18 protein-coding genes and 2 pseudogenes are annotated in these 21,315 nt (G+C 61.3%); 15 read left to right on the top strand and 5 right to left on the bottom strand.

All coding sequences use genetic code 11. The features are described 5' to 3' along the window. Positions 1-41: 41 nt before the first annotated feature. Together PO860_RS22325 and PO860_RS22320 are read right to left on the bottom strand one after the other, a co-directional pair. Positions 42-410, bottom strand: a complete 369-nt coding sequence (locus PO860_RS22325) for an alpha/beta fold hydrolase (protein WP_411196660.1) — start codon at positions 408-410, stop codon at positions 42-44. Next, positions 404-565 (bottom strand): annotated as a pseudogene (locus tag PO860_RS22320) (alpha/beta fold hydrolase); the annotation flags it as partial. The pseudogene PO860_RS22320 and the gene PO860_RS22325, both read right to left, overlap by 7 nt. 376 nt (positions 566-941) lie before the next feature. On the opposite strand from PO860_RS22320, the gene PO860_RS10830 reads away from it, so the two are divergent. From PO860_RS10830 to PO860_RS10815, 4 genes are all read left to right on the top strand, one after another. Then, positions 942-1,700 carry a carbon-nitrogen hydrolase family protein gene (locus tag PO860_RS10830; protein WP_273883841.1) on the top strand — a complete coding sequence of 253 codons (759 nt, stop codon included), beginning with the start codon at positions 942-944 and terminating at the stop codon, positions 1,698-1,700. 12 nt (positions 1,701-1,712) lie between these two features. Beyond that, positions 1,713-2,207 (top strand): GNAT family N-acetyltransferase, encoded by a 495-nt coding sequence (locus PO860_RS10825; RefSeq protein ID WP_275038313.1) that lies wholly within the window; start codon positions 1,713-1,715, stop codon positions 2,205-2,207. A 56-nt stretch (positions 2,208-2,263) separates the two neighbouring features. Further along, positions 2,264-2,773 (top strand): GNAT family N-acetyltransferase, encoded by a 510-nt coding sequence (locus PO860_RS10820; protein ID WP_275038312.1) that lies wholly within the window; start codon positions 2,264-2,266, stop codon positions 2,771-2,773. Between the two features lie 104 nt (positions 2,774-2,877). Further along, positions 2,878-3,495 (top strand): class I SAM-dependent methyltransferase, encoded by a 618-nt coding sequence (locus PO860_RS10815; RefSeq protein ID WP_275038311.1) that lies wholly within the window; start codon positions 2,878-2,880, stop codon positions 3,493-3,495. 13 nt (positions 3,496-3,508) lie between these two features. On the opposite strand, the gene PO860_RS10810 is transcribed toward PO860_RS10815, so the two are convergent. From PO860_RS10810 to PO860_RS10800, 3 genes are all read right to left on the bottom strand, one after another. Beyond that, a complete protein-coding gene (locus PO860_RS10810) occupies positions 3,509-4,585 on the bottom strand; it encodes a D-alanine--D-alanine ligase family protein (protein ID WP_275038310.1) in 1,077 nt (358 codons plus the stop codon). Positions 4,586-4,618: 33 nt separating this feature from the next. Continuing rightward, a complete protein-coding gene (locus PO860_RS10805) occupies positions 4,619-5,233 on the bottom strand; it encodes a cysteine peptidase family C39 domain-containing protein (RefSeq protein ID WP_273883837.1) in 615 nt (204 codons plus the stop codon). Positions 5,234-5,545: 312 nt separating this feature from the next. Beyond that, positions 5,546-6,589: a LacI family transcriptional regulator gene (locus PO860_RS10800; RefSeq protein ID WP_275038309.1), complete on the bottom strand. Its 1,044-nt coding sequence runs from the start codon at positions 6,587-6,589 to the stop codon at positions 5,546-5,548. A 455-nt stretch (positions 6,590-7,044) separates the two neighbouring features. Between PO860_RS10800 and PO860_RS10795 the strand changes: the two genes are divergently transcribed. The 11 genes and pseudogenes from PO860_RS10795 to PO860_RS10745 all read left to right on the top strand — a co-directional run bounded on the left by PO860_RS10795 (position 7,045) and on the right by PO860_RS10745 (position 21,310). After that, positions 7,045-8,280 carry an ABC transporter substrate-binding protein gene (locus PO860_RS10795; protein ID WP_183607042.1) on the top strand — a complete coding sequence of 412 codons (1,236 nt, stop codon included), beginning with the start codon at positions 7,045-7,047 and terminating at the stop codon, positions 8,278-8,280. Positions 8,281-8,430: 150 nt separating this feature from the next. Beyond that, the gene (locus PO860_RS10790) at positions 8,431-9,336 is read left to right on the top strand and encodes a carbohydrate ABC transporter permease (RefSeq protein WP_027684376.1); all 906 of its coding nucleotides are present in this window, start codon (positions 8,431-8,433) and stop codon (positions 9,334-9,336) included. Further along, positions 9,329-10,273 (top strand): carbohydrate ABC transporter permease, encoded by a 945-nt coding sequence (locus PO860_RS10785; RefSeq protein WP_183607043.1) that lies wholly within the window; start codon positions 9,329-9,331, stop codon positions 10,271-10,273. Before PO860_RS10790 ends, PO860_RS10785 begins: the two co-directional genes overlap by 8 nt. 4 nt (positions 10,274-10,277) lie before the next feature. Then, entirely contained in the window at positions 10,278-11,384 is a 1,107-nt protein-coding gene (locus PO860_RS10780; protein ID WP_275038308.1) for an ABC transporter ATP-binding protein, read from the top strand. A 227-nt stretch (positions 11,385-11,611) separates the two neighbouring features. Next, positions 11,612-14,071 (top strand): beta-mannosidase, encoded by a 2,460-nt coding sequence (locus PO860_RS10775; protein WP_275038307.1) that lies wholly within the window; start codon positions 11,612-11,614, stop codon positions 14,069-14,071. A gap of 38 nt (positions 14,072-14,109) precedes the next feature. Beyond that, positions 14,110-14,871 carry a sugar phosphate isomerase/epimerase family protein gene (locus PO860_RS10770; protein WP_275038332.1) on the top strand — a complete coding sequence of 254 codons (762 nt, stop codon included), beginning with the start codon at positions 14,110-14,112 and terminating at the stop codon, positions 14,869-14,871. An 8-nt stretch (positions 14,872-14,879) separates the two neighbouring features. After that, the gene (locus PO860_RS10765; RefSeq protein ID WP_275038306.1) at positions 14,880-16,013 is read left to right on the top strand and encodes a Gfo/Idh/MocA family protein; all 1,134 of its coding nucleotides are present in this window, start codon (positions 14,880-14,882) and stop codon (positions 16,011-16,013) included. A gap of 284 nt (positions 16,014-16,297) precedes the next feature. Next, positions 16,298-17,328, top strand: a pseudogene (mgrA, locus tag PO860_RS10760) (L-glyceraldehyde 3-phosphate reductase). Positions 17,329-17,426: 98 nt separating this feature from the next. Beyond that, positions 17,427-19,040 (top strand): glycoside hydrolase family 43 protein, encoded by a 1,614-nt coding sequence (locus PO860_RS10755; RefSeq protein WP_272782401.1) that lies wholly within the window; start codon positions 17,427-17,429, stop codon positions 19,038-19,040. Between the two features lie 585 nt (positions 19,041-19,625). Next, positions 19,626-20,552, top strand: coding sequence for an ABC transporter ATP-binding protein (locus tag PO860_RS10750; RefSeq protein WP_275038305.1), 927 nt, complete (start codon positions 19,626-19,628; stop codon positions 20,550-20,552). Continuing rightward, positions 20,549-21,310, top strand: a complete 762-nt coding sequence (locus PO860_RS10745; protein ID WP_275038304.1) for an ABC transporter permease — start codon at positions 20,549-20,551, stop codon at positions 21,308-21,310. Before PO860_RS10750 ends, PO860_RS10745 begins: the two co-directional genes overlap by 4 nt. Positions 21,311-21,315: the final 5 nt, after the last annotated feature.

The following is a 21,315-nucleotide window of genomic DNA, read 5'->3' as shown; positions in this document are numbered from 1 at the left end:
CCGGCCGTCGTACCGGGCTTTTTCATGCGGCCAATAGCTGATTAATGCGTGCGCTGATCTGCGTTTAGCCACAACAAGAGAGCCTGCGTCACGGCTTCGGGCTGCTCTATCGGCGATAGATGTCCGCAGTCGGGTATGACCGTCAGCCGCGAGGCTGGAATGCTGTCCGCAATCTCCTCAGAGAGCGCCGGGGGCGTAATCCTGTCCGCCTCGCCGACGAGAATTGCCGTCGGACACGAGATGCTGACAAGGTGGGGCGTGCATCCGGCCGATCGAGCGTGGCGATCAAATGGCGCACCGCCACGTCTCGCCCTACATCCTCCAGAGCCATCTGCCGATAGAAGCCCAGAAGATTTCGATCGTCGATTCGAGCTGGGTCGACCAACTGGCGAAATCGCTGCTCGATCCATGTGTCGGAGTCATCTGCCGACAGTCTGGCAATCCGCTCAGCCCGGCCGGCAGCTTGCGATGCGTCGTCGGGCCTGGCGCTGGTGCTGATAAGGGCCAGTTTCTCGACGCGGTCGCCGGCTCTGCGCATGATATCGAGGGCGACATAGCCTCCCATGGAAAATCCAACCAGGCAGAAGCGGGGCGGGGATGCCGTCAGAATATTGTCGGCGATCTCTCCGATTGAGCTTCCCGTTCTGTGGTCGGCAATCATGACCGGCCGATGTTTCCAGATCGCCGGAATCTGCGATAGGAAAAGTCGCGCCGAGCAATTGATGCCGGGAATGAATAAAACAGGCGCGCCAGCTGCCACGAATCCCTCCATTCTCAGTCACGTGCTCGCGGAGGAGATAGTATCCGCCAGTGCCACCGTGTGTCGTGACAAAAATGCTATCGGTCACGACACCTGAACGACGGCCGGCAATCCGCTGGTGTGGCGCTCCCGCGCAAGCCTGATCGGATAGTTTGCAAGACGTCCAAACGCGGAGATCAAGGTGAAGAGTATTCGGATAGCCGCCGCGCAGACGCCGGAATTTCGGGAGAATGTCCGGACAGCGTTGGATTATGCCGTCAAGGTCGCAGCGCTTGCTGAGGCTGATGGTGCGGCCCTGCTGGTCTTTCCCGAAGGTTTTTTGCAGGGCTATCTGACCGATGAACGATCGGCGCGGCGGATCGCCCTCGATCTCGCGTCGCCCGAGTTCGCCGCGATCCTGGATCGGCTGCCGAAGTCGGGACTGGTGCTGGTCTTGGGGCTCATTGAGGTCGATGACGGGCGATTGTTCAACACCGCTGTTGTCATCGAGCGCGGCGTTCTCGTTGGCCGCTACCGGAAAGCCCACCTGCTGCGCGGCGAACGGGCTTTCGAGGCGGGAAAGGAAAGCCCGCTCTTTGCGATCGGAGATCTGCGCTTCGGGATAAACATCTGCTACGACACGAACTTTCCTGAAGCAGCCGGAACGATCGCCGCGTCCGGCGCATCCCTGATTCTATGCCTCGCCAACAACATGATGCCAAGGGACAAGGCGGAAATATTCAGGGAGCGGCACAACGCGGTTCGCGGCGAACGATGCCGCGAAACGGGCCTGTGGCTGATATCGTCCGACGTGACAGGCGAGCGCGACGGGCGCATCGCCTGGGGGCCGACGGCGGTGCTGAATCCGGAAGGGCAGGTCGTGGCGCAGCTGCCTCTGGAGGAGCCCGGCTTGCTGGTCTTCGACTTTCCTTGCATAGAACCTGTGAGCTATCGCGATTGAGGATTGATAGAGATGCTTATCCGAGACGAAACGCCGGAGGATATCGACGCGATCCATGATCTGACCTGGACCGCCTTCAAGCCGATGCCTTACAGCGACGGGACGGAAGCGGAGATTGTCCGAAGACTTCGCCAAAACGGCGATCTAACGATATCGCTGGTCGCTGCGCAGGACGGCGAGATGCTGGGGCATGTCGCGTTTTCACCTGTTACGATCGACGGCGCGCATGATGGCTGGTTCGGGCTGGGGCCGATATCGGTGAAGCCGGAGAGACAGCGGCAGGGGATCGGCAAGGCGCTGATTGCCAGGGGTCTCGAACTGCTGAACGAAAAGGATGCCAGCGGATGTGCCCTGATCGGCAATCCCGACATCTATAGCCGTGCCGGTTTCAGCAGTGACGGGCAACTGAAGTACCTCGACCTCGATACGCGGCTCGTGCAGCGGATTGTTTTTTGCGGATCCCCGCCAAGCGGGACGTTGCAATTCGCCCCGGCATTTGAAAGCTAGGATATTCCCTTCAAGGGTCGAAACTCCAAACCCAAGCTGACAGAGAAGGCGACGGCATGTCCGAAACGGGCGCGATGACCATTCGAACCGAGCGTCTCAGGCTTCGCATGCCCGAGATCGACGATTTCGCCGCCTATGCGCAGCTGATGGCGTCGCCGCGATCGGTCGGAATGGGCGGGCCGTTTGATCTGCGCGCGGCGTGGGGGATGTTCTGTCATGACGTCGCTCTCTGGCAGCTTTTCGGCCACGGGGCACTGACGATCGAGCTCGGCGAAACCGGCGAATGCGTCGGTCAGGTGGGGATCAATCATGGACCGCTTTTTCCTGAGAAGGAGCTCGGTTGGTTCGTCTATGAGGAATATGAGGGCAAGGGTTATGCCACCGAAGCAGCCTTGGCGTTGCGCGACTGGGCCTTTGCGACGCTGAAGCTACCATCACTCGTCAGCTATATCGCTCCCGGCAATGCTGCTTCCGTTGCCGTTGCGGAACGGCTGGGTGCGCGCCTTGATCTCACCGCGGCCCGAAGTGATCCCAAGGATCTCGTCTACCGTCACCTGCCTTTCTGAAAAGAGAACATGGGTCGGTGGCGCCGTGCGATTGGTTGCAGGCGTCTCAGTTCTTACATGTCAATCGGCCAGACAACGGGCTTCGCAAGAGATGGTGATATCGGATGACGGGCGCGACGCGGGAACACTGGGACGATGTCTACCGTACGAAAGCTGCCGATAGCGTCAGTTGGTATCAGCCGACGCCAGGGCCTTCCTTGCGAGCGCTTGACGAGCTGCACCTGCCGGCCACGACCTCGCTGATCGACGTGGGCGGCGGCGCATCGAACCTTGTCGACCGGCTTGTCGAGCGCGGGTGGTCTGATCTCACCGTTCTCGACATCGCCGCGCCGGCGCTCGAGGTCGCCAAGGCGCGGCTGCAGAATGATGCCGGCCGGGTTACTTGGGTGGTTGCCGACGTCACGGCATGGCAGCCCGATCGCCATTACGATGTGTGGCATGACCGTGCCGTCTTTCACTTTCTCACCGAGCCCGAGCAGCGGCTGGCTTATCGTCGTGCGCTCGAAATCGGCACGGCGCCGGGCAGTTTCGTGATCATCGCGACCTTCGCCCCGGATGGGCCGGAACGGTGCAGTGGCTTGCCGGTCCAGCGTTACGACGCGGCCGCCCTTGCGGCAGAATTCTCGCCCGCCTTCACGCTTCAGCGCGACTGGCGCGAGGACCACGCAACACCCGCTGGTGGCCGGCAATCCTTCCAGTGGTGCGTCTTTAGGAGGCGCTAAACGCGCCGCCCCCTCAGCCGGCTCGGCCGGCGCGCGCCAGGCCGTGATCGACGAGCCCGTCGATGATGTCGCTGTAAGGAACGCCGCTTGCCGCCATCGCCTTGGAATACATGCTGATATCGGTAAAGCCGGGGATGGTGTTGATCTCGTTGACCAGGAACCGCATGTCATCCGTCAGGAAGAAGTCGACGCGGGCCATGCCGTCGCAGCCGACGGCCCGGAAGGCTCTGGCGGCCAGGTCGCGCATAGCCGTCTCGACCTCCTGCGGCAGTTCGGCCGGGACTTTCAGCGCCGCGCCCTTCTCGTCGATATATTTGGCATCGTAACTGTAGAAGCCGTGGCTTTCCGCAGGCACGATCTCGCCCGGCCGGGAGACGAAGAGTTCTCCAGCCGCATCTTCCAGCACGCTGAATTCGATCTCGCGGCCGCGCACGAATTCTTCGGCAAGCAGCGTGCGATCATGGCGGAAGGCCTCAGTAAGGGCGGGCGCGAATTCCTGGCTGGCATGGACCTTGGCGACGCCGACCGACGATCCTTGCCGCGCCGGCTTGATGAACAGCGGCAGGCCGAGCTCGGCTTCGAGGGCTGCCAGCGAAGGGGCGGCACCCTTGTGGACGGTCACCGCACGCGCCACCGGCAGGCCCGCGGCCCTCAGCAGGCGTTTGGCGATGTCCTTGTCGAGTGCTGCGGCCGAGCCGAGGATGCCGCAGCCGGCGAACGGAACGCGGGCCACCTCCGCCACGCCTTGCACTGAGCCGTCTTCGCCATGCGGGCCGTGCAGCACGGGAAACAGGATGTCGATCCTTACCAGCTCATGCGGTGCGCCATGGGCAGGCATCGCCAGCATCCGGCCCTGTCCCCCCGGCACGAGGCAGATTTCCGTTCCTGACGAAGGTGTCGCCAGCGCGCCGTCCTCAAAACTGCTCAGCAGCCATTGTCCCTCTTTGGTGATGAAGATGGGGACGGCGTCGTATTTCTCGGGCTTGAGCGCTCCCATGACATTGGTTGCCGAGAGCACGGAGACGTCGTGCTCGGCCGAGCGGCCGCCGAAGAGCACGGCAATGCGCAGCCTGTTTGGGGAAGGGGTCATGAAAGCCTCCGAAACGATCTGGTGTTGAAAAGGTCAGGCACCTACCGAAATGCCGCGACCCGCAAAGAAGCGGTCGAAGACGGCAAGCGGCAGGGTGACATCAGCCTGGCTCGCCGCGTCGTGGCCGGAGGGATTGTGGAAGCGGATCGCCTCCTCGCTGGCGGCCGTCACCAGCACCAGATGCCCGCCCTTTGACGGCGGTTCGCGCTCCGGCCACCGGATGGCCGAATGCACCGAGGCGATGAAGAAGCGGCGCTTCGACAAAAGCTCCGGAATGGCCGATGTCTCGACATTGGTCATCGTCTCCGCGCCGAGCCCGAAATGGTCGGCGACGAAGCGGACGAAGGGTGCATAGATCAGCCCCTTGATCGAAGCGTCGATCTCGTTGACGACATAACCGCCATAACGCGTGCAGGCGCGGGCAAGCTCGAAAGTCGGATGGATCTCGCCGCGGGCGGCAAGGATCATCTTCAGGCAGGCCATGCCGCAGACATTGACTGCCCAGCGCGCATATTCCTCGATCGTCGCGGCGCCCGATTGATGCCAGAGCGGGTCGCCGAACAAGGCCTGTGATCCTTCGGCCAGCACCGGCAGCGTCATCCCGGGTGTTTCCCATTGGCTGAAATAGGGCACGCCGCTCTGCTGCATTATCGATATCCCCCGTGACACATCTCATGGAATGGCCGGCAATCTTGGTTTTTTCGAGCCGATGTGTTCTTGCGAATCCCAAGGCAGGGTATGTTCCAGCCATTGCGCGAGCGGGTGCTCGGCGTGGCGGTAACGTTGATGCAAGAAGCAGCGTCGCGGCGTGTCCTTCGAGGCTCCGCCCTGCGGCTGCGGGCCTCAGGATGAGGGATGTTGAGGGGCCGCGCTCAAGGGTAGGGCGCTAATCCTACGTGTTTTCAATGGTGGCGTCGCTTCGCCAATTGCCATCCCGCTTATGTCCTTTCTCACCATCGCCTACCTCCCACTTTCCGGCCAGGTCGGCTGACTGATGCTCTGCAGCAGTTCCGGTTCGATGCCGTCGATGCGGGCGATGACAGCCTTGGCCATTTCGCGGCCGGCCTGGCGCACGTCTTCCTGGGCGGTGATGATCTCGGGGCGGATCCAGTTGAGGATCGGTACCGATTGCTTGGAGACCATGTCGAGGTCGCGGCCGAGCGCCTTGCCGGCGGCTTCGATGCCGGCATTGACGGCGATGGCTGCGCTGCCGGCGGAACAGACGATGCCGTCAGGCGCGTTGGCCGAGCGCATCATCACCTCGACGACGTCGCGGATGTCGGCGAGCGGGGCGTCGGTGTTGATGCGTAGCGGCACTTCCTCGGCGCCGTAATCGTGCAGTCCGGTCTGGAAGCCGATGCGGATATGGGCGTAGTAGGTGAGCTTGCTCGGCGGCTGCAGCAGGGCGATGCGGCGCCGGTCGCGCTTGACGAGCTTTTCCACCGCCTGATGGGCGAAGGCCTCGTTGTCGAAATCGTGGAAAGGGTGCGTCAGACCCGCATCGGTGCGCCCATGCGTGGCAAAGGGCATGCCGCGCTCGCTCAAGAGCCGCACGCGCGGATCGTCCGGCTCGATGCGCGAGATGATGACGCCGTCGGCCGAGCCGGTATCGAGGATATAGCGCACCGGCAGCATCGGGTCCTTGCTGTGGGAATGCGGCGTGATGACGATATGATAGGGCGTGCCGGACAGGACCTCGGAGATGCCGAAGACCATCTGGCTCGAGAAGCCCATGATCTCCTCGTCAATGCTGAGGACGAGGGCGATGACATTGGTCTTGCCGGTGCGCAGGCGCACGCCCGCTCTGTTCGGCTGGTAGCCGAGCTGGCGGGCCACCATGCGCACCCGCTCCTTGGTTTCCGCCCCGATGTCGGGCGCATCTTTCAGTGCGCGCGACACCGTCGTGACACCAAGGCCGGTCATGAAGGCGATGGTCTTCAATGTCGGACGCTCGCGCGTCGCCGGCGCCGATGCCGTTTGCCCGAAATTTCCCTTGTTTTCCATTCCTGTAGGCCTGCCTCGCGCGAATTGGTTTCGCTTATAGAGGCTTTTTCAAGCGCCGTAAGCCCGCCGCCTGCCAAAATCGCGCCTCCCTAAGAAAGGCAAATCTGTAACGATACAGTAGAAATGTCGAGTGCTTTTTCTTGTGTGCATTGCGGCATTGTGCGCTTAGGTTGAATCGGCGATTCGTCCCCCGTTTTTCTGCACCTGCGAAAGGGGTAATATGGACGGTGACGCTAATGAATAAAAATTATCGAACTTATTCAATTGAATATGTCGGAAACGCACGTGCGAAAAGAGCTGATCGACTATCGGTGAAGAGGGTGTGGCGCTTCGATTGAAAACAGGCAGAAGCTGCAATTCCAGTCGATCCGGAAAAATTTGCCCGCGGGCAGTTGCGTGGAGAAATCGATTGATCTAAGTTTTTCCGGCAACGTTTCAGTGAGGGAGGAGAACTCATGAAAATCCGTATAATGGCGGCCATGCTTGCCGCTTCGGTCGCGCTTCCGTTCAGCGCCGCCAATGCCACCGATCTCGAAGTCACGCACTGGTGGACATCGGGTGGTGAATCCGCTGCCGTCGCCGAGCTGGCAAAGGCATTCGACGCCACCGGCAACCACTGGGTCGACGGCGCTATCGCCGGTTCCGGCGGTACGGCCCGTCCGATCATGATCAGCCGCATTACCGGCGGCGACCCGATGGGCGCCACCCAGTTCAACCATGGCCGCCAGGCCGAGGAACTCGTCCAGGCCGGCCTGATGCGCGACCTGACCGACGTGGCGACCGCCGAGCACTGGAAGGACATCGTTCGTCCGTCGAGCCTGCTCGATTCCTGCACGATCGACGGCAAGATCTACTGCGCTCCAGTCAATATCCACTCCTGGCAGTGGTTGTGGCTTTCGAACGCCGCCTTCAAGAAGGCCGGCGTCGAGGTTCCGAAGAACTGGGACGAGTTCGTCGCTGCCGCTCCGGCTCTCGAAAAGGCCGGCATCATTCCGCTCGCCGTCGGCGGTCAGCCGTGGCAGGCGACAGGCGCCTTCGACGTGCTGATGGTCGCGGTCGCCGGCAAGGATACCTTCAACAAGGTCTTCAAGGACAAGGATGCGGAAGTTGCCGCCGGTCCCGAGATCGCCAAGGTGTTCAAGGCGGCCGACGATGCTCGTAAAATGTCCAAGGGCAGCAACGTCCAGGATTGGAACCAAGCGACCAACCTTGTCATCACGGGCAAGGCCGGCGGACAGATCATGGGTGATTGGGCGCAGGGTGAGTTCGCGCTCGCCGGTCAGAAGGCTGGTACCGACTATACCTGCCTGCCGGGCCTCGGCGTGAACGAGATCATCTCGACTGGCGGCGACGCCTTCTACTTCCCGTTGCTGAAGGACGAAGAGAAGTCCAAGGCGCAGGCTGTGCTTGCCAAGACCCTGCTCGATCCCAAGACCCAGGTTGCTTTCAACCTGAAGAAGGGCTCACTGCCGGTTCGCGGCGACGTCGATCTCGCCGCCGCCAATGACTGCATGAAGAAGGGTCTAGACATCCTGGCCAAGGGCAACGTGATCCAAGGCACCGACCAGCTGCTTTCGGCCGACAGCCAGAAGCAGAAGGAAGATCTCTTCTCCGAATTCTTCGCCAATCCGTCGATGACGCCGGAAGACGCTCAGAAGCGTTTCGCCGGGATCATCGCTTCGGCTGACTGATCGGTAGATTCGCTGCCGGCCGGACGATTTTGGTCGTCCGGGCGGCAGCGAGGTCTCTCCGGTATCTTCAGCAGATTTCGGACGTGGGGACGACAGGCGGCGCCTGCCGTTTCGTCACAGGTCGCAGTTGCGATTTGAGGAGGAGTATTCATGACGGGTCAAGCGCGAGCAGGCCGGCCAAATAAGTTGCTGCGCAATCTGAATGCCAAGATTGCGTCCATCCCGATGATCCTGACGGCGCTGGTGATCTTTGTCGGCGGCACGTTTTGGACGATCTTTTATTCTTTCACCAATTCCAAGCTCCTTCCGCGGTTGAGCTTTGTCGGTTTCGATCAATACCAGCGCCTCTGGGCGGCACCCCGCTGGGTGACGGCGATCGAGAATCTGGCTGTCTACGGCATCCTCTCGCTGATCTTCAGCCTGGTCATCGGTTTCATGCTCGCCGCGCTGATGGACCAGAAGATCCGTTTCGAAAACACCTTCCGCACCATCTTTCTCTATCCCTTCGCGCTGTCCTTCATCGTGACAGGCCTCGTCTGGCAATGGGTTCTGAATCCCGATTTCGGCATTCAGGCAGTGGTGCGCTCGATCGGGTGGACGAGTTTCACCTTCAATCCGCTCTATACGCCTGAAATCGTCATCTACGGCATTCTGATCGCGGCGCTGTGGCAGGGAACGGGTCTCGTCATGTGCCTGATGCTTGCCGGCCTGCGTGGGATCGACGAGGACATCTGGAAAGCGGCACGCGTGGACGGCATTCCGATGTGGAGGACCTATCTCTTCATCGTCATCCCGATGATGCGGCCGGTCTTCATCACGACGATCGTCATCATCGCCTCCGGCATCGTCAAGGTCTACGACCTCGTGGTCGCGCAGACATCGGGCGGACCGGGCATCTCCTCGGAAGTGCCGGCGAAATATGTCTACGACTACATGTTCCAGGCGCAGAACCTGGGGCAGGGCTTTGCCGCCTCGACCATGATGCTCGTCACAGTCGCGATCATTGTCGTTCCGTGGGCCTATCTGGAATTCGGTGGAGGGCGCAAGCGTGGCTGATGTAGGAACTCTCAACACCACTGCCGCCGGCATCGACGCCGTCGCGCCTAAACTCGCCGAAGGCCCCAGCGGCCCCAGGCCGCGCCCGGCGGTGTCGGCGCGCAACATCATGCTCTACGGCACGCTTATCATCGCAGCGCTCTACTATCTGTTGCCGCTCTATGTGATGGTGGTGACTTCGCTGAAGGGCATGCCGGAAATCCGTCTCGGCAACATCTTTTCGCCGCCGATGGAGATCACCTTCGAACCGTGGGTGAAAGCCTGGGCGCAGGCCTGCACCGGGCTCAATTGCGATGGCCTGTCGCGCGGTTTCTGGAATTCGGTGCGCATCACCGTGCCGTCGGTCATCATCTCGATCGCGATTGCTTCGGTGAACGGTTATGCGCTGGCAAACTGGCGCTTCAAGGGATCCGAGCTTTTCTTCTCGATCCTGATCATCGGGGCGTTCATTCCCTATCAGGTGATGATCTATCCGATCGTCATCATCCTGCGCGAAATCGGCATCTACGGTACGCTGACCGGCCTCGTCATCGTCCATTCGATCTTCGGCATGCCGATCCTGACGCTGCTCTTCCGCAACTACTTCGTGTCGCTGCCGGAGGAACTGTTCAAGGCGGCGCGCGTCGACGGGGCGGGCTTCTGGCAGATCTTCCTGAGGATCATGCTGCCGATGTCGCTGCCGATCTTCGTTGTGGCGATGATCCTGCAGGTGACCGGCATCTGGAACGACTTCCTGTTCGGCGTGGTCTTCACCCGGCCGGATACCTATCCGATGACCGTGCAGCTCAACAACATCGTCAATTCCGTTCAGGGCGTGAAGGAATACAACGTCAACATGGCAGCAACGATCCTGACCGGCCTGGTGCCGTTGATCGTTTATTTCGTCTCCGGGCGGCTTTTCGTACGCGGCATCGCCGCCGGCGCAGTGAAGGGGTGATCACATGAACATGAATTCCAGTGTCTCCAATGCGAGCGTCTCCATCAAGGATCTGTCGCTGAACTTCGGCGCGGTCAGCGTGCTGAAGGATCTGAACCTCGACATCAACGACGGCGAATTCCTCGTGCTGCTCGGCTCGTCCGGCTGCGGCAAGTCGACCTTGCTGAATTGCATCGCCGGCCTGCTCGACGCCTCGGAAGGGCAGATCTTCATCAAGGGCAAGAACGTTACCTGGGAAGAGCCGAAGGACCGCGGCATCGGCATGGTGTTCCAGTCCTATGCGCTCTATCCGCAGATGACTGTTGAAAAGAACCTCTCCTTCGGCCTTCGCGTCGCCAAGGTGCCGCAGGCCGAGATCGACAAGCGCGTGGCGCGTGCGGCCGAGATCCTGCAGATCCAGCCGCTTCTGAAGCGCAAGCCGGCCGAGCTTTCCGGCGGCCAGCGCCAGCGTGTGGCGATCGGCCGGGCACTGGTGCGCGATGTTGATGTCTTCCTGTTCGATGAGCCGTTGTCCAACCTCGACGCCAAGCTTCGCTCGGAGCTGCGCGTCGAGATCAAGCGCCTGCACCAGTCGCTTGAGAATACGATGATCTACGTCACCCACGACCAGATCGAGGCACTGACGCTCGCCGACCGCATCGCCATCATGAAGAGCGGCATCATCCAGCAGCTCGACGACCCGACGACGATCTACAACCGGCCGCGCAATCTCTTCGTCGCCGGCTTCATCGGCTCGCCGTCGATGAATTTCCTGCACGGCGAATTGACGAAAGTGGGCGAGGGCATCGCGTTTACAGCCAACGGCGTCAATTTCTCGCTCGCCGGCTACGACGCCTCCGAGACGCTGCAGCCCGGCCGCAAGGTGGTGCTCGGCGTTCGCCCCGAGCATATCAAGGTCAACGAGAATACCGGCGGCGAAGAGCATGACGCCACCGTCGATATCGAGGAGCCGATGGGCGCGGACAATCTTCTGTGGCTGAAACATGCCGGTCATACGATGTCGGTACGTGTCAACGGCGCGCGCCGCTTCAATGTCGGCGCCAAGGTGAAGCTCAGCTTCGACATGACGGTCGCCTCGGTGTTCGATGCCGAGAGCGAGTTGCGTCTTTAGAGCGAGTTTGGCGAGAGCGCTAACCCACCCTCCGTCATCCGCGGACTTGACCCGAGGATCTATGCTCGCTGCTGGTGGAAGCGGTTTGGATCCTCGGGTCAAGCCCGAGGATGACGGAGAGTGGGGCGGGCGGAAGGAGCCCGTTCACGGAGCAGGCGCTTGGGGTTGGACATTCGGACGGCAACCAAACGCCGTCCTTTTCAGAATCATAATTCGGAAATGACAACGTGACGCAACAATCGACCCCCTCCAACATCGACCTTTCCGGTTCGTGGCAGCTTGCCTCCGTCGACGGCGAGATCCGCACCGCGATCGTTCTGCCAGGCGACGTGCACACCGCGCTCCACCGCGCAAAGCTGATCCCAGATCCCTATTTCGGCCGCAACGAGGAGAAGGTGCAGTGGGTTGCCGAGCGGGAATGGGCGGTGGAGCGCAGCTTCACGCTGCAGGAGGTCGAGGGCGACTGGTATCTCGATATCGACTATCTCGACACGGTCGCCAGCATCTACGTCAACGGCTTCCTGGCGCTCGAAGCCGACAACAGTTTCCGCCGCTACCGGCCCGACGTGTCGAGCATGCTGAAACCAGGCGACAACTCGATCCGCATCGTCTTTGCCTCCAATGTCGCCGTCGGCGCCGCGCGGCAGAAGCAGCAGCCCTTCTACATTCCCTACAGCACCGGCAATTCGCCGATCCCCGACGGCAACATGCTGCGCAAGCCGCAATGCCATTTCGGCTGGGACTGGAACATCGCGATCGCGCCGTTCGGCCTTTACGGTACGATCGCGCTCAAGAAGCTCGAGACGGCTCGCATCGAACATGTCGTCACCCGCCAGACCCACAATAATGACGGCTCGGTCGACCTCATGGTGACGGCGAGCCTGTTTGCCAAGCATGCCGGCATCGCCCAGGTCTATTTCGATCTCGACGGCGAGCGCGTGCGTCTCGATGTCGGCGTCAAGGGCGAGACGGATGTCCACCATCTCTTCCATATCGACAATCCGCGTCTCTGGTGGCCCTCCGGCAGCGGCGAGCAGGCGCTCTACAGGCTTTCCGTCGAAACGCCGACGGATGACGTGATCAAGCAGATCGGCCTGCGCTCCATCGAGCTGATCACCACGCCGGACGCGGCTGGCAGCCGTTTTGCCTTCAAGGTCAACGGCCGCGAGATCTTCTGCCGTGGCGCCAACTGGATCCCGGCCGACGCGCTCTATTCGCTGTCTTCGCCCGAAAAGACCGAGGACCTGCTGCAATCGGCCAAGGCCGCCAACATGAACATGATCCGCGTCTGGGGCGGCGGCTTCTATGAGCAGGATCATTTCTATGATCTCTGCGACCGGCTGGGCCTGATGGTCTGGCAGGACTTCATGTTCGCCTGCAACCTCTATCCCTCGACCGAGGACTTCCTCGAGAATGTGACGATCGAGGTCGATTACCAGGTGCGCCGGCTTTCCTCGCATCCCTCGATCGCGCTCTGGTGCGGCGACAACGAGTTGGTGGGGGCGCTGACCTGGTTCGAGGAATCGCGGAAGGACCGCGACCGCTATCTCGTTTCCTATGATCGCCTCAACCGCACCATCGAGCAGGCGGTGAAAAAGGCGCTGCCCGGAGCGCTCTGGTGGCCGTCTAGCCCGGCGTCCGGCTATCTCGATTTCGGCGACGCCTGGCATGCCGACGGCTCCGGCGACATGCATTACTGGTCGGTCTGGCACGAGAACAAGTCGTTCGACAATTACCGTTCGGTGCGCCCGCGCTTCTGCTCGGAGTTCGGCTTCCAGTCCTATACCTCGCTTCCCGTCATCAGGACCTATGCCGAGGAAAAGGACATGAACGTCGCTTCCCCGGTCATGGAGCTGCACCAGAAGAATGCCGGCGGCAATGAGCGCATCGCCGGCACGATGTTCCGCTATTTCCGCTTCCCCAAGGATTTCCCGAACTTCGTCTATCTCTCCCAGATCCAGCAGGGGCTGGCGATCAAGACCGCTGTGGAATACTGGCGGTCGCTCAAACCCCATTGCATGGGCACGATCTACTGGCAGCTCAATGACACCTGGCCGGTCGCCTCCTGGTCGAGCCTCGACTACGGCGGCCGCTGGAAGGCGATGCACTACCTCGTCAAGCGCTTCTTCCAGCCGGTGGCGGTCGCCGCCATTCCTTCCGACGACGGCAAGACGATCCGCTTCTCGTTTGTCAACGACACGTTGGCCGATGTCAGCGCCGATCTTTCGATCTCGATCCTGACGATGAAGGGCGAGCGGAAGCACTTGAAAGACGTGCAGGCCGTATGTTCGCCGGATGCGGCGGTCACGGCTGCGACGATCGATGTCTCCGAAATTGCCGAGGGTACGCTGCTGGCCTGGCAGTTCACCGCGTCGAACGGCATGGGCGGCGAGGGGCACTATGTCAGCGGCACCTATAAGGCGCTGGAGCTGGAGCCCTCGGGTCTGACCGTTACCCACGAATATGTCGAGGCGAGCGGCGCCGTCGACATCAACGTCACCGCCGGGGGACTTGCGCTCTTCGTGATGATCGAGAGCGAGACGGACGGCAAATATTCCGACAACGCCTTCGACCTTGCATCAGGCGAGAGCCGCCGCATCACCTTCACCCCGGCACAACAGCTCGAACGAGGCAGATTGCCGGAATTCCGCTTCTACGACCTGCATTCCTGCCAATCGGCGGATTGATCCTTCCAAGAATGGGCACGAGGCCCAAGGAGACCATGATGACGAAACTCAGCTACCAGCTCTACAGCGCCCGCAACTTCCAGCCCTATTCTGTGATTTTCGAAAAGCTCGGAAAAGCTGGTTATGCCGAAGTCGAGGGCTTCGGCGGCATCTATGCCGATCTCGACGATGCCGGCCTGAACAGCCTTCGCGCCGAGCTCGACAAGAATGGCCTGGTGATGGCGAGTGGCCATTTCAGCCCCGATTTCCTGGAGAAGGAAGTGCAGAAGTCGCTCAACATCGCGGAGATTCTCGGCATGGATTCGATCTATGCGCCCCATCTGGCCGCCGACCAGCGCCCTACGGACGGAGCCGGTTGGCTCGCCTTCGGCAAGCGTCTGCAGAAGATCGCCAAGCCCTACAAGGATGCCGGCTACGAATTCGGCTGGCACAATCACGATTTCGAATTCGTCAAGCTGGCTGACGGCTCGCTGCCGATCGAGCGCATCTTCGAAGGCGCCCCCGACATTTCCTGGGAAGCCGACATCGCCTGGGTCATCCGTGGCGGCGCCGATCCCTTCGCCTGGGTCGAGAAGCTCGGACCGCGCATCACCGCCGTGCACGTCAAGGACATCGCGCCGGCCGGCGAAGCGACGGATGAGGACGGCTGGGCCGATGTCGGCCACGGCAAGGTCGAGTGGACCAAGCTGATTGCGGCGCTGCGCGCCACCAAGGCGAAGCACTTCGTCGTCGAACACGACAATCCCAAAGATATCGACCGCAACATCAGCCGCTCGATTGCATCCTTCCAGACTTATTGAGGCACATCATGACCAGGGAACTTGGCGTCGGCATCATCGGATGCGGCAACATCTCCACCACCTACTTCTCGCTCGCACCGCTCTTCAAGGGGCTGAAGGTGCTGGCCTGCGCGGATATCAACGTGCAGGCAGCCGAGGCCCGCGCCAAGGAATATGGCGTCAAGGCACAGACGATCGAGGCGCTTCTCGCCAATGACGAGCTCGACGTCGTCGTCAACCTGACGATCCCGGACGCGCATTTTCCGGTGTCGAAGGCGATCCTCGAGGCCGGCAAACATGTCTATTCGGAAAAACCGCTGGTGCTTTCGCTGGAGCAGGGCGAGGAGCTTCGCCGCATCGCCAAGGCGAAGAGCCTTGCCGTCGGCTGCGCGCCCGACACTTTCCTCGGCGGAGCCCATCAGCTCGCCCGCAAGTTCATCGACGACGGCGGCATTGGCCGGGTGACCTCGGGCGCCTGCTACGTCATGAGCCCCGGCATGGAGATGTGGCATCCGAACCCGGATTTCTTCTTCCTGCCGGGCGGCGGCCCGATCCTCGATCTCGGCCCCTATTACGTCGCCAACCTGATCAATCTGATCGGCCCGGTGAAGCGCGTCGGCGCCATCACCTCGATGGCATCGCCGACCCGCACCATCACCAGCCAACCGCGTCACGGCGAAGTCATCCCGGTCAAGACACCGACGACGATCCAGGCGCTGCTTGAATTCGTCAACGGCGCCACGGTGACGCTGGCGGCGAGCTGGGACGTGTGGTCGCATCGCCATGCCAATATGGAGCTCTACGGCACCGACGGCTCGCTCTATGTGCCGGATCCGAACTTCTTCGGCGGCACCGTCGAGGCAAGCGGCCGCGACAAGGACATCAAGCCGCTCGAGGCCTGGGACCATCCGTTCGGCAAGATTAACCAGGAAAGCCCGAACGGATCGCGCGCCAACTACCGCACCGCCGGCCTTGCCGACATGGCGATGGCGCTGATCGAAGGCCGCGACGCGCGCTGCTCGCTCGACCGCACGCTGCACGGCGTCGACGTCATGACCTCGATCCTGAAGTCGGGCGAGGAGGGCCGTTTCATCGAGCTGACGACGACCTGCACGCAGCCGGCGGCGCTGGGTATCGAAGAGGCGCAGGCGCTGTTGAAGTGATAGGGTACGCCTGGGGTCTGCGGATCGCCAGGTACGCCCTCCGAACGTCATCCTCGGCCTTGTGCCGAGGATCTGCAAACCAGGCGGCGAATGCTCGGTATCGATTGATCGCAGGCACTCTTGAAGTCGTCAAGAACTCGCGCGTTCGCTTGCCGTTTCAGCGCGCTTGTTCCAATAGCTCTGTCATGCCTGGGCTTGGTCCGAGGATCCGCAAGCAGCGTGGCAGATGCTCGGCACAAGGCCGAGCATGACGATCATAGAGATACTTTGAAGGAGTTATTCAGATGAGCTGGCAACCGGCCGCAGACCGTTATTCGAAAATGAAATATAATCGCACGGGTCGTTCCGGCCTGAAGCTGCCGGCCGTCTCCCTCGGCCTCTGGCACAATTTCGGCGGTGACACGCCGCACGACCGCAAGATCGACATGTGCCGCACGGCCTTCGACCTTGGCATCACCCATTTCGATCTCGCCAACATTACGGCCCGCCGCCCGGCAGCGCCGAGACCGCCTTCGGCGAGATTCTACGCACCGAATTTTCAGGGCTCCGCGACGAGCTGATCATCTCTTCGAAAGCCGGCTACGACATGTGGCCGGGACCCTATGGCGAATGGGGCAGTCGCAAATATCTGATCGCCTCCTGCGACCAGAGCCTGAAGCGCATGGGCCTCGACTATGTCGACATCTTTTATTCGCATCGTTTCGATCCGGAAACGCCGCTGGAAGAGACCTGCGGCGCGCTTGACCATATCGTCCGCTCCGGCCGGGCGCTCTATGTCGGCATCTCCTCGTACAATTCGCAGCGCTCGCGTGAAGCCGCAAAGATCCTCAAGGACTTGGGCACGCCGTGCCTGATCCACCAGCCGAGCTATTCCATGCTCAACCGCTGGGTCGAGGATGACAAGCTGCTCGATACGCTTGATGAGATCGGCATGGGCTCGATCGTATTCTCGCCACTTGCCCAGGGCATGCTGTCGACGAAATATCTCGGCGGCATTCCCGAAGACAGCCGCGCGGCGCAGAACCACTTCCTCAAGCGCGATTTCATCCGCCCTTCGATCATCGACAATATCCGCAAGCTCAACGGGATCGCCGAAAAGCGCGGCCAGACGCTGGCGCAGATGGCGATCGCCTGGGTGCTGCGCGGCGGCCGCGTGACCTCGGCGCTGATCGGCGCCAGCCGCTCGTCGCAGATTATCGATTGCGCCAAGGCGCTGGATAATCTTGAATTTTCGGCCGAGGAGCTTGCTGAGATCGACGTCTACGCCCGCGAGGCCGACATCAACCTCTGGGCCAAGTCGGCCGAACGCGCATAATCACATCCAGGCCCGGAGGAAAGCCTTCCGGGCTCTTTTCTGCTATGATCTGATGTACGTACAGCAAATCGCACCACCACTCGGAGGAGGCCGCTTCCATGATCCGCAATCCCATCCTGCCGGGGTTCAATCCCGATCCGTCGATATGCCGCGTCGGCGCGGATTATTACATCGCCACGTCGACCTTCGAATGGTATCCCGGCGTGCAGATCCATCATTCGCGCGACCTGGTGGACTGGACGCTGGTGCGCCGGCCGCTGGAGCGGAGATCGCAGCTCGATATGCGCGGCAATCCCGATAGCTGCGGCATCTGGGCGCCGTGCCTGTCCTATGCCGACGGGCAATTCTGGCTGGTCTATACCGACGTCAAGCGCTTCGACGGCAATTTCAAGGATGCGCATAATTACATCGTGACTTCACCTTCGATCGAGGGCGAATGGTCCGAGCCCGTCTATGTCAATTCCTCGGGCTTCGATCCTTCGCTGTTCCACGACGACGACGGCCGCAAGTGGTTCGTCAACATGCAGTGGAACCACCGCACCGAGAGCTTCGGCGGCTCGCCGAAATCGCCGGCCTTCGACGGCATCCTGCTGCAGGAATGGGACCCGGCAACGAAGGCGCTGAAAGGCCCGATCAAGAACATCTTCGCCGGCAGTCCGCTCGGCCTGGTCGAAGGGCCGCATCTCTTCAAGCGCGACGGCTGGTATTATCTGACCACCGCCGAGGGCGGCACCGGCTACGACCACGCCGTCACCATGGCGCGCTCTCGCAGCATCGAAGGCCCCTATGAGATGCATCCGAACATGCACCTCATCACCTCCAAGGATCATCCGGGCGCGATACTGCAGAGGGCAGGGCACGGCCAATATGTCGAGACACCAGATGGCCAGGCCTATCACACCCATCTTTGTGGCCGGCCGCTGCCGCCGAAACGGCGCTGCACGCTGGGACGCGAGACCTCCTTGCAGAAATGCGTCTGGCGCGGCGACGGCTGGCTTTATCTCGAAAATGGCACCAGCGTACCTGATGTCGACGTGCCGGGCCTTTTTGGCGCGGTGCCGGTGGAAAAGCCGATGCGCAGCGAATACAACTTCGACGGCGGCACACTGCCGGCGGATTTCCAGTGGCTGCGCACGCCGGAGCCTGCGCGCATCTTCAACCTGACGGATCGTCCCGGCCATTTGCGTCTGATTGCGCGTGAGAGCATCGGCTCCTGGTTCGAGCAGTCGCTGGTTGCCCGCCGACAGGAGCATCACAGTTTCCGCGCCGAGACCGTGGTCGAATTCGCGCCCGACACCTATCAGCAGGTTGCCGGGTTGACACATTATTACAACCGCCACAAATTCCACGCTGTTGCCGTGACGCTGCACGAAACACTCGGCCGCTGCGTCACCATCCTCTCCTGCAATGGCGACTATCCCAACGGACGCCTCAGCTTTCCCGCCGAAGGCGGGGTTCCGATTGCCAGCGAGGGCCGTGTCCAGCTCGCCATGGAAATCCGCGAGAACGACCTACAATTCTTCTGGCAGACCGAAGGCAAGGGCGCCTGGCAGCCGATCGGCCCGATCCTCGACGCCGGCGTGATTTCCGACGAAGGCGGACGCGGTGAACACGGCTCCTTCACCGGCGCTTTTGCGGGCGTGTTTGCTTTCGATACATCGGGTCGGGCGAAGACAGCTGATTTCGACTGGTTTGTTTATGACGAATTGTGAGGGGGCGCTTGACCATCCGATGCCCTCTCTCCAGCCTCATCCTGAGGTGCCCCGCAGGGGCCTCGAAGGGCGAGGGCGGCCACTCCATTGCAGGTGTCCAATCCGTGCCTCAACCCCAGGACACAAAAAGAAAGCCGGCGCAAGGCCGGCTAAAGACGAACGCGGCTGGACAGGGGATACTAGCCGGTTCCAAGCACTTCGTGACTGAACAATAACTTTCACTACATGCCGAGGCAGCAAAAAAAGGGGCGCAACGAGAACACCCGGAGACGGCTCCGCAAAGGGGTGGGCGGCGGGGCGGATGCCGGTGCTGGCCTCGGCTTTCTTATCGGGCATTAAGATCACCGGATGATGACATCCGAAACCGGCGGCGGTCTTTCTTTTCAGCGGGGGGCGGCTTTTCGCAAAGATCGAATGCCGGCTAACCCGCCCGCGTTAGCGGGCCCTTCCGCGTCAGCGCGCCGCCCTCGCCGTCAACGGTGTTAGCAAGGCGCGAATGCACTGTTCACGTTCCTAAGGATGTTAAAGCGTCATCAAGGCACTATATAGCGAGTGAAATACTTGGATAATTCTCAAGAGTACCGCATGGCCCCCATTATTTCCGTTCAGAACCTCACCAAGACCTACGCCAACGGGTTCGAGGCGCTGAAGGGCATCAATCTCGACGTCGAAAAAGGTGAGATCCTGGCGCTGCTTGGGCCGAACGGTGCGGGCAAGACGACGCTGATCTCGATCATCTGCGGCATCGCCAATCCGAGCGGCGGCCGGGTGTTGGTCGCGGGCCACGACGTCGTGAAGGATTTCCGCGCTACGCGGCGAATGATAGGGCTGGTGCCGCAGGAACTGACCACCGACCAGTTCGAGACGGTGTTCAATACCGTGAGTTTTTCGCGCGGCCTGCACGGCAAGAAAGCCAATCCTGCCCATATCGAGAAGGTGCTGCGCGCGCTCTCGCTCTGGGACAAGAAGGACAATATGCTGCGCCAGCTCTCCGGCGGGATGAAGCGGCGGGTGCTGATCGCCAAGGCGCTGTCGCATGAGCCGGATATCCTTTTCCTCGACGAACCCACAGCCGGCGTCGACGTGACGCTGCGCAAAGACATGTGGCATGTCGTCGAAGAGCTTCGCGCCTCCGGCGTCACCATCATCCTGACCACCCATTATATCGAAGAGGCCGAGGAAATCGCCGACCGCGTCGGCGTCATCAATGGCGGGCAATTGCTGCTTGTCGAGGACAAGGCGGCGCTGATGGCCAAGCTCGGCCGCAAGCAGCTCATTCTCGATCTTACTGAACCGCTGGGCCGCTTGCCGGATTGTTTTGCCGGCAACGGATTGACGCTCGAAGCAGACGGCAATCGGCTGACCTATGATTTCGACGCCGGCAACGAGCAGGAGAGCATCGCGGCACTGCTGACGCGGCTCGGCGAGAACAATATCCATTTCAAGGATCTGTCGACGCGGCAGAGTTCGCTCGAAGATATCTTCGTGGCGCTGGTGGGAGCGGGCAAATGAACGTCGAAGCGGTCAAATCGATCTATTTCTTCGAGATGGCGCGCACGCGCCGCACGCTGCTGCAGAGCGTCATCTCGCCCGTCATCTCGACCTCGCTCTATTTCATCGTCTTCGGCGCCGCAGTCGGCTCACGCATTCAGGAGGTGGAGGGCGTGTCCTACGGCGCTTTCATCACGCCCGGCCTGATCATGCTGACGCTGCTCGGCCAGTGCATCAGCAACGGCTCGTTCGGCATCTATTTCCCCAAATTCACCGGCACGATCTACGAGGTGCTTTCGGCGCCGGTGGCGATGACCGAAATCCTGCTCGGTTATGTCGGGGCGGCGGCGACCAAGGGGATGCTCATCGGCTTCATCATTCTCCTCACAGCCAATCTCTTCGTCGACGTCAGGATCGAGCATCCCTTCATGATGATCCTGTTCTTCCTGCTGACGGCGATCACCTTCAGCCTGTTCGGCTTCATGATCGGCATCTGGGCCGGCAATTTCGAACAGTTGAACCTCATTCCCATGCTGGTCGTGCCGCCGCTGACCTTTCTTGGCGGCAGCTTCTATTCCGTCAGCATGCTGCCGCCCTTCTGGCAGGCGGTCAGCCACCTCAACCCCGTGCTCTATCTCGTCAGTGGCTTCCGCTGGAGTTTTTACGGAATCGCCGACGTCAATCCGGCGATCAGCCTGGCGATGATTACTGGGTTCCTGGCGATCTGCCTGGGGACGCTCGGCTGGATCTTCAAGACCGGCTACCGACTGCGCAACTGATCCGG

Origin of the sequence: Rhizobium binxianense (genome assembly GCF_028994275.1) — a bacterium.
GTDB lineage: Bacteria > Pseudomonadota > Alphaproteobacteria > Rhizobiales > Rhizobiaceae > Rhizobium > Rhizobium binxianense.
This window is presented reverse-complemented; position numbering and strand designations above follow the sequence as displayed.